This is a genomic window from Methanoregula sp., assembly GCA_041645435.1.
In the GTDB taxonomy this organism is placed as follows: domain Archaea; phylum Halobacteriota; class Methanomicrobia; order Methanomicrobiales; family Methanospirillaceae; genus Methanoregula.
The window spans coordinates 476,357-493,000 of the sequence record JBAZQB010000001.1; the positions used below are offsets into that span (position 1 = coordinate 476,357).

A 16,644-nucleotide genomic window follows, 5' to 3' on the forward strand; every position below is an offset into this window, starting at 1 on the left:
ATAGTTTCGTTATAAGGAAAAAAAGGTAAATGTATGATCCACTAACGATAACAAAAATATATATCCCTTTTAAATGATATTCTCTTTAATGAGAGGCTAAAAAATGGGTGTCTTGCGAATTTACAAGTATTTTTCAGTTTTTGTGCTGCTGGTTGCAGCAATTTGTATTATCCAGCCGGTGCTGGGTGCTAATGAGACCGTAACCATAGCCTATTGGGGATCGGGCGGAAGTTACATTGGCGACACGGTTATTTTTGATGGGAAAAACACTGCAGGCAATATCACCTTTATCCGGATAACCGGCCCGGGTCTTCCTTCGGAAGGTGTTCCCCTGTACGATCTCAATGGTGCTCCGGGATCGGGAAGTCCTGTGAACGTGAACCCGGATGGTACCTGGAGATTTTCATGGTATACCTCGAGTATCAAAGGAATTGAAAAAATGCAGACTGCACGGTATTATTTCACGGCAGCCGATCTCGCCCGTCCAGAATTTTCATCAACAACGTCAGTGGTTCTGAAAAAAGCGGAATTTTATGCCACGCTTTCCCCGAATCCTGCAACCATAGATGACTATGTATCGATAATAGGCTCAGCAGAGCGGGGTGTGTCTTATGTCCGGATTGATGTAACCGACAGTACCGGTAAAATTGTTCACACCTATTCTTCTCCGGTCAGTGCTTCCGGATATTTCAACTATGGTTTCCATGTTGACATGAAGCCGGGACAATATTTTGTGACGATAAGCAATCCCTCGCTGAAAAATTCTCTTCAGATGGTTCTGACCGTCGTCTCTCAACATACTCTGGCCGGAACAAATACAACCGTGGCAGTGGTTCCCGGTAGTCCAACTGTTTTAACACCGGCCCCCCTCGTGGCTACGACCCCCCAAAATCCTCCGGTTATTACGGCAAATGGAGGGGCACTCTCCATCGCATCAACCCCGCCGGGAGCTTCAGTATATCTCGATTCGGTGATGATGGGAAAAACACCTGTTGATCTGGGCAATCTGAATTTTGGTAACCACCTTGTAGAAATAAAAACTCCCGGATACGTCCCCTTTTCCGTTCAGGTAGCCGTCGTTGAAGGAACTCCGATTACCATATCCCCAATCCTCCAGAAAACCCCGTCAGCAATACCTCTATCCCCCGTCACCGTACTTATTGGCCTTATCATATCCGGTGCAATTGTCCTTGTCTGGAGAAGGACGTAAAAACCAATTTTTTTCTGAATCGTATCCTTTGTTTTAATTCCTGTTATCCACACCATAACCTATATCGATATAAACGAAAACTTGTACTCAAATAACCGGTGAATATCCGTGAAGAAATTCTCTTTTATCGCTCACATGCCCGATACCCCCGGATCACTCCAACGTGCCGCGGAGATTATCAAGCATTATGATGGCAATATCAACCGTATCCAGTTTGACCGCCGCATCGATCCCGGAACCGTCTTTTACGAGGTTACTGCATCAGAAGAATCCTATTCCCGGATTACCCGGGATCTTGCGCAGATCGGGTTTCTCCAGAGTTCCATAAAACCCCAGAGTTTTTTAAAATTCTGTGTATATCTTCCCCATCGCCCGGGTGCACTGTACGAATTCCTGGGATTAACTACCGATGTCGGGGCAAATATCTCGTTTCTGGATTTTGATGATAAGAGCCGGCACCCGGAACGTCTCACGGTAAGCCTGAATCTGGAACAGGGTGCCGTAGTTGAGCGGTTGCTTAACCAGTTAAAATCGTTGTACCGCATTGAGATCATCGAATACGATACTACCGGAAAACAACTGGATGATACCGTTTTTTATGTCCGGTACGCCCAGGCAATCCGCGAGCTCATCGGGGAATCCGAAGATATATTCCTACTCTCGTTTCTTGCCGATACCAACCATATGGCACAGGAACTGATGGACCGCGGTTGCGATCCCAAAAAAGTATTTGAAAGTGTACTTGCTTCAGGCCAGACAATGAAAGCAACAACCGGACAGAATTTTTACGCAGATGTCCAGAAATTCCCGGTTGACGATCGAATGACATTATTCTGCTTCCAGGTACCCTGTGGGGGAAATATATTCCTCATCAAATCCGGAGAAAACCTGCTGATGATTGATACCGGATACGGGATTTATCATCACGATGTAATGGCTATGTTTTCCCGGTATGGCATGGGAGATCTGAAAAAAATCAATCGGATTGTTGTGACCCATGCCGATGCGGACCATTGCGGGGCTGCCGGGTTTTTTACTGCTCCCGTACTCATGCACAACAGTACTCTGGAGATCATCCGGACGAATAACCGGGCGTATGGTTCACGAAGCGATCATGCATCGCTCGATGAATTCTATACAAAGATGATCAACCTGTTCTCAAAATTCACTATCCCGAAAAATGTCGAATGTCTTTCTGTCCCGAACGGAACCATGAGGGGAATATTCCCTGTTATCGGGACCGTATCAATCGGTGATATTGAGCTGGAAATACTGGATGGTCTGAGCGGGCATACTGCCGGCCAGGTGTTCCTCTATTCACGTACTCATGGATTGTTGTTTGCTGCTGACAGCCTGATCAATTTTTCCAGTCTTTCAAAAGAACGGGCAGATTATAGCTCGCTTGCAGCTTTTCTCGTTACTTCTGTCAACGTTGACAGTGACAGCGCAAAGAAAGAGCGAAAAGGACTCCTTGAACTGGTGCAGGAAACAGATGCCCATCTTGCCTCTTCCGGCAGACGATGCCTGATCTGCGGAGGGCATGGGGCAGTATCGGTTTTTGATGCGGGAAAACTCGCGATGACGGGTCAGATCGAACGATACATTCCATAAAACGGATCTGCACACGGAATCAATCAATTACTCTGTATCCAGAAACCTGTCCCGTGCCAGATCAAGATATTGTTTGTCGACATCCAGACCAATAAATCTCCTTTTATACTGGTGTGCAACGATGCCGGTAGTGCCGCTGCCACAGAAAGGATCGAGCACCAGATCTCCTTCCTTTGAACTGGACAGGATAATCCGTTTTAAAAGGGCAACAGGTTTTTGTGTCGGATGCTTTCCCCTTTTCTTTTCATTACCCCTTGGTGAGGGAATACTCCAGACCGATCGCATCTGGCGTTCCGGTCGTTTCATTACATCTTCTTTCCAGCTGCCGTTCTTGATTATGTCATAGTTGAACGTATGTTTTGCATCCCTGCTTTTACGTGCCCAGATCAGGGTCTCATGACTAGCGGTAAAATACCGGCCGCTCAGGTTTGGTGGCGCATTGGGTTTGAACCAGCTGATATCATTGAGGAGGTGAAAACCGGTACGCTGGAGTGCATAACCGCAGGCATAGATGGAATGGTATGTCCCGGATATCCAGATTGAACCTTGATCTTTGAGAACCCGGCGGCAGCTCGTTATCCATGCGTTATGAAAATTGAAATCTTCCTCAATACCGGAACTTACATCCCATGCTCCTTTGTGAACCGGGACTCTTTTCCCGTTCTGGCAGGTAAATCCCCCGTTTGAAAGGTTATAGGGAGGATCGGCAAAGATAAGATCTACAGAATTGTCAGGCAGTGTTGCAAGATACTCGTTGCAGTCAGCATGGTACAGACTGAATGTATCGTGCGAAAAATAGGGGAGCATTTCGAATCGTCACCAGGTAGTATACAGGAATTATTGGCACTTATCTGCTGTTAAACTATGCCGGGAGAACCTGTCATCGTTTTGTCAAAACTCTGAAAAACGCCTTGATACCATCTTTTGCGAAATTCTCATCTACTATGCAATAACATCTTGTGTGGGAAACGTAATGGAGAGCCACAGGGTACAGGAAATGATGCGGCTGATGGCATCAAAGATCCGCACAATTGCTAATACCATTTCTGATGAAGATGTGGGGAAGTTCATTACTGAACTTTTGAACGCAAAGCGCATTTATGTGATCGGGGCCGGGCGGTCCGGACTTGTTGCCAAAGCCTTTGCCATGCGCCTCATGCATCTCGGGCTCCAGGCATATGTTGTCGGAGAGACAATAACTCCTGCCCTGAACAAGGGAGACCTGATGGTCATTTTCTCTGGTTCTGGCAGGACCAAGACGGTTGCGGATCTCGCAGAAACGGCAAAAGAGATTGGAGGACGGATATGCCTCATCTCATCGAATGCAGATTCGCGTATCGGCAAGATCGCTGACTGCATTGTAATCATCGAGCATCACCGGGATACGGTTGAGGATGATGCGGTCGAGTTTGAGATACGGCAGATGATGGGGGAGCACAAATCCTTCGCTCCTTTAGGCACGCTCTTTGAGACTGCTTCCATGATCTTTGCAGATGCCGTCGTCTCACTCCTGATGGAGATCACAAAGACCGATGAAAGTGCTCTCAAGAACCGGCATACGAATATTGAATAACACGGGAGTGATGAGCATGAAATTTGCAGACCGGGTAAAAGATATCGAGATCTCGGGCATCCGCCGCCTGTTCGAGGCAGCAGGTCCCGACTCCATCAATCTCGGGCTCGGGCAGCCGGACTTTGATACCCCCCAGCACATCAAGGATGCTGCCATCAGGGCCATACAGGAAGGAAAGACCGGGTATACCGGCAACAACGGCATCCCCGAGCTCCGCCACGCAATCAGTGAAAAATTCAAACATGAGAACCGGCTCACCTGCCCTTCGGACCAGATCATTGTCACGGCCGGTGCAAGCGAAGCGCTCCATATTGTGATGCAGGCAATGGCCGGCAACGGCGACATTGTTCTCTGCCCGGATCCGGGTTTTGTTTCTTATGCATCCCTTGCAATCCTTGCTGGTGCCACTCCGGTCAGTGTTCCCCTCACCCATGATTTGCATATCGATGTGGAGAAGGCAAAGGAACTGATGGATGGGGCAAAACTGTTTGTGATAAATTCCCCGGCAAATCCAACGGGGGCAGTTGAGAGCAAAGAGTCCATCAAAGCCTTAGTTGAGTATGCAGATGATGCCGGTGTAACCATCATTTCTGACGAAGTGTATGAACATTTCATCTATGGTAAAAAGCACTGGAGTGCCGGCCAGTTCGGCGATAATGTAGTTACGGTCAACGCGACCAGCAAGACCTATGCGATGACCGGCTGGCGTCTCGGTTATCTTGCCGCATCTCCTGACATCATCGGCCAGTGCATCAAAGTCCACCAGTACTGCCAGGCCTGCGCGACTTCCATCTCCCAGTATGCGGCAGTTGCAGCATACGAAGGTGACCAGCATCCCGTTACGGTTATGCGGGATGAATACCGGGCGCGGCGGGATCTTTTCTGTAAAGGTTTGTCTGCACTGGGGCTGGACTTCCCGCTCCCTGAAGGTGCATTCTATGCGTTCGTACCGATGAAACCTGCGCTCACCCAGAAAATTATTGATGCCGGGGTAGTGATTGTCCCGGGCGCTGCGTTCGGTGTCAATGCACCCGAATATGCCCGTATGAGTTATGCTACCTCGCGGGATAACCTGAAGCGTGCCCTTGATAGGATTCAAAAGGTAATGTGTGATTAACATGGTCAAAGAACTGTTACGTAAATTATCCAATGCCCACGGTGTCTCGGGCAGTGAAGGCAATGTCTATGCGGTCATCAAAAAAGAGCTTAAGGGTCATGTCGATGAAATCCGTGAAGATCCCATGGGCAACCTGATTGCGATTAAGCACGGCAACAAGTTCAAGGTGATGCTTGCTGCCCACATGGACGAGATCGGCCTTATGGTGAAGTATGTCGAAGAGAAAGGCTTCATCCGGTTCGTTGCTCTTGGCGGCTGGTACGGGCCGACGCTCTACAACCAGCGGGTGATCCTGCATGGGGCAAACGGTCCCGTTATTGGTGTCATTGGCGGTAAACCCCCGCATATGATGGATGATGAAGAGCGCAAGAAAGGGGTAAAAGTCGATGATCTCTTCATTGATATTGGTGCCACAAATCCCGATGAGGTCGACTATCTCGGTGTCGAAGTCGGTACTCCTGTAACAATTGACAGGGAGTTCTGTGAACTTGCCAATTCCCGGGTTACCGGAAAAGCCTTTGACAACCGGGCCGGTGTTGCGATGCTGATAAAAACCTTGAAAGAGGTTGATTCCCCACTTACCATCTTTGGCGTCTTCACAGTCCAGGAAGAAGTTGGCCTGAAAGGCGCACGGACCAGTGCGTACGCACTCGATCCCGATTGTGCCATCGCAACCGATGTCACCATCCCTGGCGATCACCCGGGCATTGAGATGAAAGATGCACCCGTTTTAATGGGCAAAGGTCCGGTCATCACCATCGTTGACAGCAGCGGAAGGGGGCTTATTGCGAACCGCAAAGTGGTCAAATGGCTCAAGGAAGCAGCGGATTCAAACTCAATTCCCGTGCAGATGGAAGTCGGCAGCGGCGGGACTACAGACGCAACGGCAATTCACCTGACCAAGGGGGGCATCCCGAGTACAACGATGAGTATCCCATCCCGGTACATCCATTCACCGGTAGAAGTGCTGGACTGCAATGATATCGAAGCCGGTGTGAAAATACTGGTAGCGGCTCTGAAGAAGAAGCCGGTATTATAATTTTTGTTCTTCATTTTTTTTTTGAAATCTTTTTGTTCACGGGCATTTGCCTATGACCCCGGCAGCGTTAAGAAAATTTCCTGATTATTTCCCCTGAAAATCATATTATTCGGAAAAAATGGAGATGTATCCTTTTTACAACTGCGATGAACGCCGCCGCCCCCGAAGGGACGCCCCCGCGGCGGTTTTAATGAATAAACTGTTGACCCCTCATTGCCCCGCCGTGCCTCGAAGATGCCATGAGGCGGGGAATTCTCATTACGATTTATCATTTCAAACGATTCTGATAATTTAATTATGAACCCATTTGGATCATTCACCGGTAAGTGCATAGTACAAAACCCGGTTCGCGTTTCGCACAGAAAAAATCGCAATCGAACTCCGGCAAAAAAATTTCAATCACCCCCTCACCCCCCGCTCATTTTTTTTCAATCGACCCTTGATTGCATTTTCCGGACCATCACGCCGGAGAAACAAAAATTTTGTAGCATGTACATACCGATTGTAGGATAATTATCCGATTGTAGCCTCATCAACTAACACCTCATGCACGCGATTGAAATTTTTTGCTTTGTAGAAATCATTGAGAAAACTCTGACGTTCTCGGGGGCTTCGCCCCCGCCACTGGGGCACCCCCCATTGCGATGACAACGTATTACCTGTAACCTTACTCGGGCTATCGCACTGCGCCCGTCCCCCAACGGGGGACTGGTGGCGCAAGAGGGGGGCAATATATTACGTGAAAAAAAGGTTTTCTACAGAGCAAAATTTTTCAAGCAGGGTCTGGCAAAAAAAATTGAAAAAAAAAAAGAAAATTCTGCTGTGAAAATGTGCACCAAAAACGTACAAAAAAGTGATACCGAATCCTGCTCAGGAACTCTCCACCATGCTTCTGACCAGTGAGTTTGTGGCCGGATCGGAAAAGAACCGGAAAGCCAATTCCCCAGCTTCAGTAATCCGGTAGGTTTTCTCTTTCCGGCTATCCGGAGAGTATTCCTCCTCAATGAGCCCTGCATCGCGGAGGGTGCCGATAAACCCGGAGAAGGTGGCATGGGATAATTCTGCGGCCGGCTTGCGACCCCGCTTGTATTGTATTACCGGCTTGGAGGGATCACCGGGTTTTGCCTTCTTTGTCCGGGACGGGATATAGTACGGCCAGAGCTGTTGGTACAGGTACTGCCGGGACACCCACGGAATTGGTGTCGCTCCCTTTTTGTCCTCCCTGTACCGGAGGAGTATAGCAAGGATTGTCTGGTAATTAGGATTGGAAAGCAGGGTACTAATGGTACGGTCCGGCAGCGGGACCCTGCGTGTGATTTTTTCATCAAAGGAAGAATAGACCACCCCGCCAAGCCAGGGAACAAAGGCAAAGAGCGCCAGGCAGAGTTCTTTTGACCCGCCGGAGAGATCGAACGTGTACCGTGCATCCGGGTACTCCCGCCGGATCTTCGCAAGCGCTGACCGGACAGAAGTATAGGCCGGCGGATAGATCATCTCCCGGGCGAAGGGTATCGAGAGCGACGCAGAGATCTCCTGCACTGCCGAAACTGCATTCCGTACCGCGAACCGGTGTTTCTCTATCACCGGGTCCGGAGATCCTTCATGGATGATGCTGTCGGTAAAAACAATGGTCCGGGAGATCGCCGGGAGTTCACGGAACATTGCCGGATAGGCAATGGAGATTTTCTCACCGGCACTGATGATATGGACGTGTTCTTTCCGATCCATAGATCAGTGTCGGGTATAGCGGGTTAAATGGTTGTTTATCTTTCGCTTGTTGTCTTGCAGCCCGCGAACATGGGAAAAATGCGGCGGACTGTGATGTAGAAAAACATCGTACACCCGTTCCTCTCATGTGTTCCCAAGCAGGGTGTTGATTAAGGTACGAGTGGTCAGAGACTTCTTAAATTGTTGAGTGATTTTCACCACTTTTATCCATACGTTTTGTTTTCCTTTTCCACTAGTCAGATTAATGATAAAATATTCTGAAGATGCTATTTTGAGAAAAGATTTAGACGTGAAAAGAAACACGCCTCGGCCGGGACTTGAACCCGGGTCAAAAGCTCCGGAGGCTTCTAGGATGTCCGCTACCCTACCGAGGCTGATGGTCAAAATTGTCCACTGCTTACCCGTTAATTTAGGTTAGATTCCGATTCCGGATTGATGGAATCCATGACACTGGACATTGCCATATCAAAGAGGTGAGTCGAGCAGAAAAACATTTGCAGAGACCGTAGAATGAAGGTAGAGTAAATATGAGCAATGAAGATCGTGTCCTCCTTTTTTTCTAAACGACGCGCATTACACACCAAGAGGTAGTATTGTCGGAGAAAATCAGTTCAAACAATTTATGAATCGGGAATTATACATTACATGTTAAGATGCAGACCTGGAGACACGGGGAATGAAGTTCGACGATATTCCCTCAATAATATCAGAGTTGAATGATGACCCTTGGATTTCTCTTTGGTTATATCGGTTCGGGCAATATGTCGATCTTTTTGCTATCGTGGCAATTTTCGGGATTTTAATACTTAATTGGTTCCAAGTCGTTCCAACGGACATCAATAACGCCCTGTATTTTTTAAGCGCGATGGTCCAGGCACAAGCAGCCATAGTCTCCCTTGTTATCACTTTAACACTCATCGCAATCCAGATGACCGCGGGCTCATATACCCCCCGGGTTGTCGACGTGATGAAGAAGAACCCGGACATGTGGTTTCTTCTCGTCATATATATCGAGTCAATTTTAATAGGATTTTTTGCGCTCAAAGAAGTAGCCAGTCCGGATGATCAGTCCCTTGTCTCATTGATCTTTATTCTCGGTGCCTACACGTTTCTCACATTGTTCCTCTACATGTATAACACAATCAATCTTCTCCGTTCTGATGCAGTAGTGAAGATGCTGGTGGCCGATATTAATATCGGCAACATTCAGCTGACGGAAGGGGCTGCTGATATGATGCAGCCCGTTTTCGATGTCGTCCACGCATCGATTAATCGGTTTGATATAACGACAACCCGGGCGGGTCTGAATCAATTGGAGGAACGGGTAATTGAACTCCTTCGTTCATCTGATAATCTTCATAGATATTCTATCGTTGACCATTTCTGCAATCATATTGAACGCTCCGCTGTGGTTACGCTCAGGAATGACGATGAAGGGACTGTCATAGAAATAATGATGGTTCTTGAAAAATTGGGGGATCAGGTTGCGGATCTGGGACCGGTAGATGATGATTTAGGACTGGTGGATTCAGCTCAGCGGGTAGCTATGACCTTAAGAAAAATTGGTATCCATGCCGCGGATAAGAAATTTGAAAGAGCAACCATTCTTATGCCACAGGCACTTCGTTACGTTGGAATCCATGCTGCATTATCGGGACTTGAGATGGGGACCATAGAGGCAGTTCGGGCCATTAAGGATATTAGTATCCATGCCATAGACCGGGGAATGGAGCTGACGGTTTTGGTGGTGCCCGGGCTCCTCGATGAAGTAAGTACCTATGCCGTGAATAATGGACTGGAGAGGGCGACCGTGCATGTGTCTGGGGCTTTAGGGGATATTGGCATCCACGCTGCGGATAAGAAACTGGAGGATATGACCATACAGGTGGCTCTTGCCCTGAATACGGTTGGCGTCCACGCCGCGGATAAAGGAATGGAGGATGCGACTTTAAACGTCGTGGGGGCACTTTATTGGGTGGGTATGCATGCCGCTGAAGAAGGACTAGATGATGCGACTATAAAGGTGGTTGATGCCATTAAAGAGGTGGATATTCACGCAGCTAATAACAAACTGGAGAAAGTAACCACCAATGTAAAGGAGATTCTTAAGAGCTTTGGTAAAAAGTGATACCGGTTAGCGTGTTTTCCCATCCAAATATTAATTATTCCAGCACTACTTTTTTCCATATGCAAGGATGATTGAGGATATTCAGACCTTTTTTTTATGGTACATGTGCCAGATCTTACAGGCCCCTTCATGACTGACCATGCAGGGACCGACCGGGTTTCTCGGGGTGCAGACCTTGCCGTAAAGCTTACAGTCTTCGGGAGTGGCAATTCCCCGCAGTACCTTGTCGCAGACACATGCGGAGTGCTTGCTTATGTGCTTGAAGACAATATTGAATTTCTTCTGTGCATCGTACTGTTCGAATTCTTTTTTCAGCCGGAGGCCGGAGCCGGGAATGACCGGGAATCCGCGCCATTCGACATCGGCAGTTTCAAACACTTCATACATCACTTTCTTGGCTTTCATATTCCCTTCGCGTGAAACCGCACGGGGATATGCATTGTCAACCCGGTGAGTTCCTTCTTTTACCTGTTTTACCAGCATGACCAGTCCGAGAAGGATATCTTCCGGCTCAAATCCCGCAACCACCTGGGGCACAGGGAACTGTTCATACTCCTCATATCCCATGATGGTGCAGACATGGCCGGGAAGCATGAACCCGTGAAGTTTCGCTTCACCCTGTTCCAGCAGCCATTTCATCGCAGGAGGGACGATGCGATGACAGGAAAGGATGGAAAAATTTTTCGGGGGTCTGGTAAGAATGGTTGCTGCAACCGTAGGAGCCGTTGTTTCGAAGCCGACAGAGATAAAGACTACTTCCTTATCGGTCTTCCCGGCGATTTCTACCGCCTTGTGTACTCCCTGCACCACGCGTACATCCCCTCCGCAGGATTCCAGCGAGCCTTTCGATCCCGGGACCCGGAGCAGATCGCCGTAGGTCGCGATGATGCAATCCTTCTCCACGAGATCGAGTGCGGCATCAATTTCACCCTGGGGAGTAATACAGACCGGGCACCCGGGCCCCATAACAATTTTTAATTGTTCGGGCAGGATACTGCGCAGGCCGGATCGTGCTATGGATGCTTCGTGCGTACCGCAGATATGCATAAAGGTCATATCCCGGTCTACTAATTCAGCAAGCGTTTTGGCAATATCAGTCCCCGTAGCCATGTAATCTCATAATTATTTACCTTTGGTCACATAAGACTACGTACAAGGAGTGTGGCATTGTGGATATCAATTACATGTATGCAGCAGGAATGATAATCTTCGGGATACTGATTGCTCTCGGTGCACGATCCATTGTCGGGTGGCTCAAAGCCCGGGCTGATGAAACAGAAACCCAGCTGGACGACATTATCATTGCTGCTATAGGCACTCCGGTACAGGTTGCAATTGTTGTTATTGCAGCTTATTTTGCTATCAGTCATTTCGGTATTCTTCCGGAAAACCTGCAGTGGATCCTCGATCCCCGTTACGTGACCGCCTTTTATATTGTCATCGCGGCATGGATCCTGGCTTCGTTCATCCATGATATCATGATGATCTATGGTCACAAGCTTGCCTCATTATCAAAGGGTGACTGGGATGACCGACTGGTGGAACTACTTGTCCTTATCAGCAAATACGTGATCTGGTTTGCCGCATTGATGGCGATCCTGTCTGTCTTTAATGTAAATATCACACCGTTCCTTGCAGGTGCCGGTATCGCCGGGCTGGCTGTTGCGCTGGCAGCCCAGGATATTATCTCCAATTTCTTTGGCGGGGCGATTATAACCGTTGACAAACCGTTCAAAATTGGTGACCGGATAAAAGTAGACCAGTATTATGGTGATGTGCTCAGTATCGGGCCGAGAAGTACCCGTTTAAAAACACTGGATTACCAGATCGTGACAATCCCGAATAACAAAATTACAACCAATGTTATCGTAAATTATGCAGAGCCGGATCAAAAACTCAGGATTACCCTCCCGGTTTCTGTGGCCTATGGAAGCGATCCAAAGAAAGTAAAAGAGATTTTGCTGGATATTGCACAAAATACTATCAAACAAACCGAATATCTTCTCGAAGAACCTGCGCCAAAAGCTTTCTTCTTAGAGTTCCAGGACTCCAGTCTGAAGTTTATCCTCTACGTATGGGCACGGAAATATAATCTTCCCGATGAAGTAAAAGATGCCATCAATATTCAAATTGCGGAACGCTTTGCAGCAGAAGGTATCGAGATCCCTTTCCCGCAGATGGAAATCCGGTTAAAAAAATAACTCCTGATTTTTTTAAACGATGTGCATCTTTATTAGTGTCGTTTGGCATATCACTCATTCATGTTTGGTGTATCCACATTCTGCCTTCACGAAATCCCGCTTCCGGATGCACTTGACAAACTCTCTCGTATTACCAATTATATTGAAGTATTGGATGAAGGACTGCATTTCTTAAAATCTGCCGAACCTCTTCATTCCTGTTCCACACGTTTTTCCATCCATACCCCGTGCAGGGGGACAAATATTGCCAGCCTGCTTGAACCAATCCGCCGTGCGAGTATTGAGGTAATGAAAGAATGTTTTGTAATAGCAGCAGAAGTGAATGCGCCACTTGTTATTCACCCGGGGTATTTTGCATGGGCTGAGGAACGCGATAAAGCCGAACAGCAGATGAAGCGTTCTCTTAACGATCTCAACCACTTGTCACAGGAATATTCGGTTCAATTTTTTATCGAGAATATGGGCAATTGGGAATATTTCCTGTTAAAAACACCCGGCGAACTTCCGCTTATCGGTAATACTACCCTTGCTCTTGATGTGGGTCATGCACACCAGAACAAGTGCCTGTCAGAATTCCTCCGGTATCCGGCGGGACACTATCATCTGCATGATAACAGGGGAAAAGAGGATTCGCATGATGCTGTTGGGGCAGGTAGTATCAATTTTAAGGATGTGATGAGTGCGATAAGAAAGACTCCGATTGTTCCTATTATTGAAGTTTCAACCTACGATGGAGTACTACGGAGTATTGATCATATTCATGCGCTCTGAACTGCTGATGATAGGGTGTTGCCTCAAAGAGCAACGGGAAATATTCTGGTTTTCCTCTTTTCTTTCCGCAATGTTTTATAGGGATGACTTACAACGTTGTTAGGCAATTCGTCTCCTTGGAAAGCGATTGCGCAACTGGTTATATCCTCAATAAATTATGCCTATGTGACACAGCCCGGCAGTGTGCCTCCTTGGTAAGGAGGAAGTCCCGAGTTCAAATCTCGGCATAGGCTTCTTGTTTTAAGTATTACTGTTCCGAACTTCCTTTCCATAAAAATACTGAAATTATTGCAATAACTTATTGCAATAACATTACGGGATTCCTGTTGCAATTGATTTTGTTGCGTTTCAACACATATTATCCTTCATGGAACATATCCGCCCGTTGCTATACTTCTCGATCATCGCAGCGGTAAGAATCCTCGTTATGAATCGTCAGATTCCCTTTTTGTTATTGGCAGGATAATTTTGTACAATATTTCTTTTATCATTGCCCCGTTCCCCCCATTACCATTTAATGTTCGATATCGGAGATCCTTTAAACAGTTGTTCATCTGCACGATCCTGCTGTATCAAGTTGTATTAATGCCAGGGAATAATTACCATTTCCGCTCCACGAATTCGTCTTTGACAACGGAGAAATGCGGTATAGCATTCTTTTTCTTTAGAAAAACATTACAAAAAAAGTGTTAAGATTACGGCATTATTTCTTCTTTGGAGCTGCCTTCTTTGCTGCTGATTTCTTCGCTTCCGGCTTCTTTGCCGCTGCCTTCTTTGCTGCTGCCATGTGGATTTTCACCTCCTACCGGAAAGGGTTATATTTTTTGTTAATTTGGGAATTAATAAAGATTTTGGTCGCAACACCATTTTCAAGCATAGAATTGGGGTAAACCATGACTTTTGTTCTTAAATTATCGCCCCCTTCGACCAAAAACGAATTATATGTCTGTTAATTTACAAAATGCGCAATCCTTCAAAAAACCACCGGATTACCTTAAATCTGAATATTTGAACGATTTTATAAAATGAAGTTCCGTCGTTTTCTTCCACGATAGAGCGCATGCGCTGCGTGAATTATTGCGTCTGTTTGCAGCGGGTCAAATCGGTAACGGCAACATTTATCCACAATTACATTGACGGTAAGTGTATGAAAAGGCCGTTCATTATCGGACTCGCCGGCGCAATTTTGGGACTCGCAGTTGCTTTTTTTGTGATCCTTACTGCCACATCCAGTGATATGATGTTGTCGGGAGTCCAGGCTGCATTATTCTCAAGTCTTGGTATGGGGGGTGCGGCAATCTCAAAAAAACAGACGAGATTTGCCGGATGGATGCTGCTCTCATCCGCAGTCTGGATCACCCTGTCAGTTCCCATTGCCGGGACTCTAAACCTACTCTACCTTTATTCTCCGGCTATTCTGTTGCTGGGAATAGCAGCCGTGCTCTGCTTTATGGAACCTGAAGTATTTGTATCCGATGAACTGTGAAAACAAATCTCTCTAAAATACAAGTTCGTCATTTTTTAATGAGTCAGAAGTGGAAAGTAACCCCGTCAGATAAATACATGAGTAATTGCTCGTTTAATCCCAATTTTTACTTTTACCTGTTATTTTCTAACCCATAAATGATCAGATTCCATGTCGTGAAAATATTAAAGGCATTTTTTAGGAATTAATTCAAACTTATGTCAAAAAAATGTTTTTTCCCACTTGTCTATTATCATTCCTTTAAAAATGCATTTTAACTTGCATTTTTTGTCATTTTTTCATTCTGTAAATTCTTCTTTGATTACGATGTCAAAATGGCATACTATTCTTTAAAAATAAGTACATCCTATCATTTTTTTGACAAATATTCTGTTATCAGGCGATTAATGAAACCTCCCTTTGCACCACATACCCGTACTGCAAATAAGCAGTACACATTTGCACCAAGGATGGCAAAAACTCCCAAATCCTTTATCCGGGAGATACTCAAGGTTACTGAAAATCCTGACATCATTTCCTTTGCCGGGGGTCTTCCGAATCCTGCACTCATTGATGTTGAAGGAATTGCACGGGCTTCTGCACGGGTTCTTGCCGATGACGGAAGATCAGTATTGCAATATTCCACAACGGAAGGATACCTGCCCCTTCGCCGGTTTATCGCTGAACGATATAAAAAACGGCTGGGATTATCGATACATTCCGATGAGATATTGATTACGAATGGCTCTCAACAATGCCTTGATCTTATCGGCAAGGTTTTTATCGATACCGGGGATCATATCGCCATAGAACGACCCGGATATCTTGGAGCAATTCAGGCATTCTCTCTTTATGAGCCCGTCTTTCACCCAATAAACCTGTCAGATGAGGGGCCGGATCCATCTATGCTCCATGATGCCTGCCGGCATCATGACATCCGGTTGTTCTATGGGGTTCCGAATTCCCAGAACCCATCGGGCATTACCTACTCGGAGAAACAGCGTAAGGAAGTCGCAGGGATCCTTGAAAAAACCGATACCTTGTATATTGAAGATGATGCCTATGGCGAACTGAATTTCTCCGGCAAATCTCTTCCCTCCCTCCGGAAGTTTTTACCGGAACAGACCATTATCACCGGTTCGTTTTCAAAAATCCTTGCCCCGGGCATGCGACTGGGATGGATCGTTGCACCCCGGGAAATTATGGAACAGATTGTGATTGCAAAGCAGGCTTCGGATTTGCATTCCAATTATCTCTCACAAAGGATTGCCTTTGAGTACCTGCAACAGGAAACTATCGATACTCACATCGCCAAAATCCAGAACGCATATAAAAATCAGTGTGAATGCATGCTTGACGTAATGGCAGATACATTTCCGGATTCTGTTACCTATACGCGGCCAACGGGTGGAATGTTCGTCTGGATTACCTTACCGGATGGCATTTCCTCCCTGGATGTTTTTGCTGCTGCCTTAAAAGATCATGTTGCTGTTTTGCCAGGAACTCCTTTTTATATTGATGGTGGCGGAAAGGATACCATGCGGCTCAATTTCTCCAATTCCACAGACCCGAAGATTATTACGGGAATAAAGCGGCTGGCACTCGTGATAAAAAAACAATGCGGGGAATAATTTTTTTAAGTTTCTCCAAAGTTTTTCATCTCTTTATCACTAGTATAAAAACAGGATTCATAAATCCCTGCTGTACATATAATAGTACCAGAAAGGGTATATGCCGCCTTTATAAAACTTATAAGTCTAAGAACTGCCGCGTGAAAAACCAAAAATATTCAGTTAATTAT

Annotated in this window: 13 protein-coding genes and 2 tRNA genes; 11 read left to right on the top strand and 4 right to left on the bottom strand. The window is 46.5% G+C overall.

Going from position 1 to position 16,644, the window contains the following annotated elements; all coding sequences use genetic code 11:
• Positions 1-103 precede the first annotated feature (103 nt).
• Positions 104-1,210, top strand: coding sequence for a PEGA domain-containing protein (locus tag WC593_02300; GenBank protein ID MFA4823969.1), 1,107 nt, complete (start codon positions 104-106; stop codon positions 1,208-1,210).
• A 108-nt stretch (positions 1,211-1,318) separates the two neighbouring features.
• On the top strand, positions 1,319-2,821 hold the full coding sequence (locus WC593_02305) for an MBL fold metallo-hydrolase (protein MFA4823970.1): 1,503 nt from the start codon (positions 1,319-1,321) through the stop codon (positions 2,819-2,821).
• A 27-nt stretch (positions 2,822-2,848) separates the two neighbouring features.
• Here the strand turns inward: WC593_02305 and WC593_02310 are convergent, their stop codons facing one another.
• Positions 2,849-3,628: a site-specific DNA-methyltransferase gene (locus WC593_02310; protein MFA4823971.1), complete on the bottom strand. Its 780-nt coding sequence runs from the start codon at positions 3,626-3,628 to the stop codon at positions 2,849-2,851.
• A gap of 166 nt (positions 3,629-3,794) precedes the next feature.
• Between WC593_02310 and hxlB the strand changes: the two genes are divergently transcribed.
• From hxlB to WC593_02325, 3 genes are read left to right on the top strand one after another with little or no spacing between them, the layout of a single operon-like run.
• The gene (hxlB, locus tag WC593_02315; protein ID MFA4823972.1) at positions 3,795-4,394 is read left to right on the top strand and encodes a 6-phospho-3-hexuloisomerase; all 600 of its coding nucleotides are present in this window, start codon (positions 3,795-3,797) and stop codon (positions 4,392-4,394) included.
• A 10-nt stretch (positions 4,395-4,404) separates the two neighbouring features.
• A complete protein-coding gene (locus tag WC593_02320) occupies positions 4,405-5,511 on the top strand; it encodes a pyridoxal phosphate-dependent aminotransferase (protein ID MFA4823973.1) in 1,107 nt (368 codons plus the stop codon).
• Position 5,512: 1 nt separating this feature from the next.
• Positions 5,513-6,550 carry a M42 family metallopeptidase gene (locus WC593_02325; protein ID MFA4823974.1) on the top strand — a complete coding sequence of 346 codons (1,038 nt, stop codon included), beginning with the start codon at positions 5,513-5,515 and terminating at the stop codon, positions 6,548-6,550.
• An 870-nt stretch (positions 6,551-7,420) separates the two neighbouring features.
• Here WC593_02325 and WC593_02330 read toward each other — a convergent pair.
• Both WC593_02330 and WC593_02335 read right to left on the bottom strand, forming a co-directional pair.
• Positions 7,421-8,278, bottom strand: a complete 858-nt coding sequence (locus WC593_02330) for a hypothetical protein (protein ID MFA4823975.1) — start codon at positions 8,276-8,278, stop codon at positions 7,421-7,423.
• 302 nt (positions 8,279-8,580) lie between these two features.
• Positions 8,581-8,652: transfer RNA gene (locus WC593_02335), tRNA-Arg, on the bottom strand.
• A gap of 302 nt (positions 8,653-8,954) precedes the next feature.
• On the opposite strand from WC593_02335, the gene WC593_02340 reads away from it, so the two are divergent.
• Positions 8,955-10,406 carry a hypothetical protein gene (locus WC593_02340; protein ID MFA4823976.1) on the top strand — a complete coding sequence of 484 codons (1,452 nt, stop codon included), beginning with the start codon at positions 8,955-8,957 and terminating at the stop codon, positions 10,404-10,406.
• An 81-nt stretch (positions 10,407-10,487) separates the two neighbouring features.
• Here WC593_02340 and hypD read toward each other — a convergent pair whose 3' ends face one another.
• Positions 10,488-11,516, bottom strand: coding sequence for a hydrogenase formation protein HypD (gene hypD / locus WC593_02345; protein ID MFA4823977.1), 1,029 nt, complete (start codon positions 11,514-11,516; stop codon positions 10,488-10,490).
• A gap of 59 nt (positions 11,517-11,575) precedes the next feature.
• On the opposite strand from hypD, the gene WC593_02350 reads away from it, so the two are divergent.
• The 5 genes from WC593_02350 (at position 11,576) to WC593_02370 (ending at position 16,474) form a co-directional block, all read left to right on the top strand.
• Positions 11,576-12,607, top strand: a complete 1,032-nt coding sequence (locus WC593_02350) for a mechanosensitive ion channel family protein (protein ID MFA4823978.1) — start codon at positions 11,576-11,578, stop codon at positions 12,605-12,607.
• Between the two features lie 60 nt (positions 12,608-12,667).
• The gene (locus WC593_02355; protein ID MFA4823979.1) at positions 12,668-13,378 is read left to right on the top strand and encodes a sugar phosphate isomerase/epimerase; all 711 of its coding nucleotides are present in this window, start codon (positions 12,668-12,670) and stop codon (positions 13,376-13,378) included.
• Positions 13,379-13,537: 159 nt separating this feature from the next.
• Positions 13,538-13,611 (top strand) — tRNA-Thr (locus WC593_02360).
• 914 nt (positions 13,612-14,525) lie between these two features.
• On the top strand, positions 14,526-14,864 hold the full coding sequence (locus WC593_02365; GenBank protein ID MFA4823980.1) for a hypothetical protein: 339 nt from the start codon (positions 14,526-14,528) through the stop codon (positions 14,862-14,864).
• A gap of 386 nt (positions 14,865-15,250) precedes the next feature.
• Positions 15,251-16,474: a PLP-dependent aminotransferase family protein gene (locus WC593_02370; GenBank protein MFA4823981.1), complete on the top strand. Its 1,224-nt coding sequence runs from the start codon at positions 15,251-15,253 to the stop codon at positions 16,472-16,474.
• Positions 16,475-16,644 lie beyond the last annotated feature (170 nt).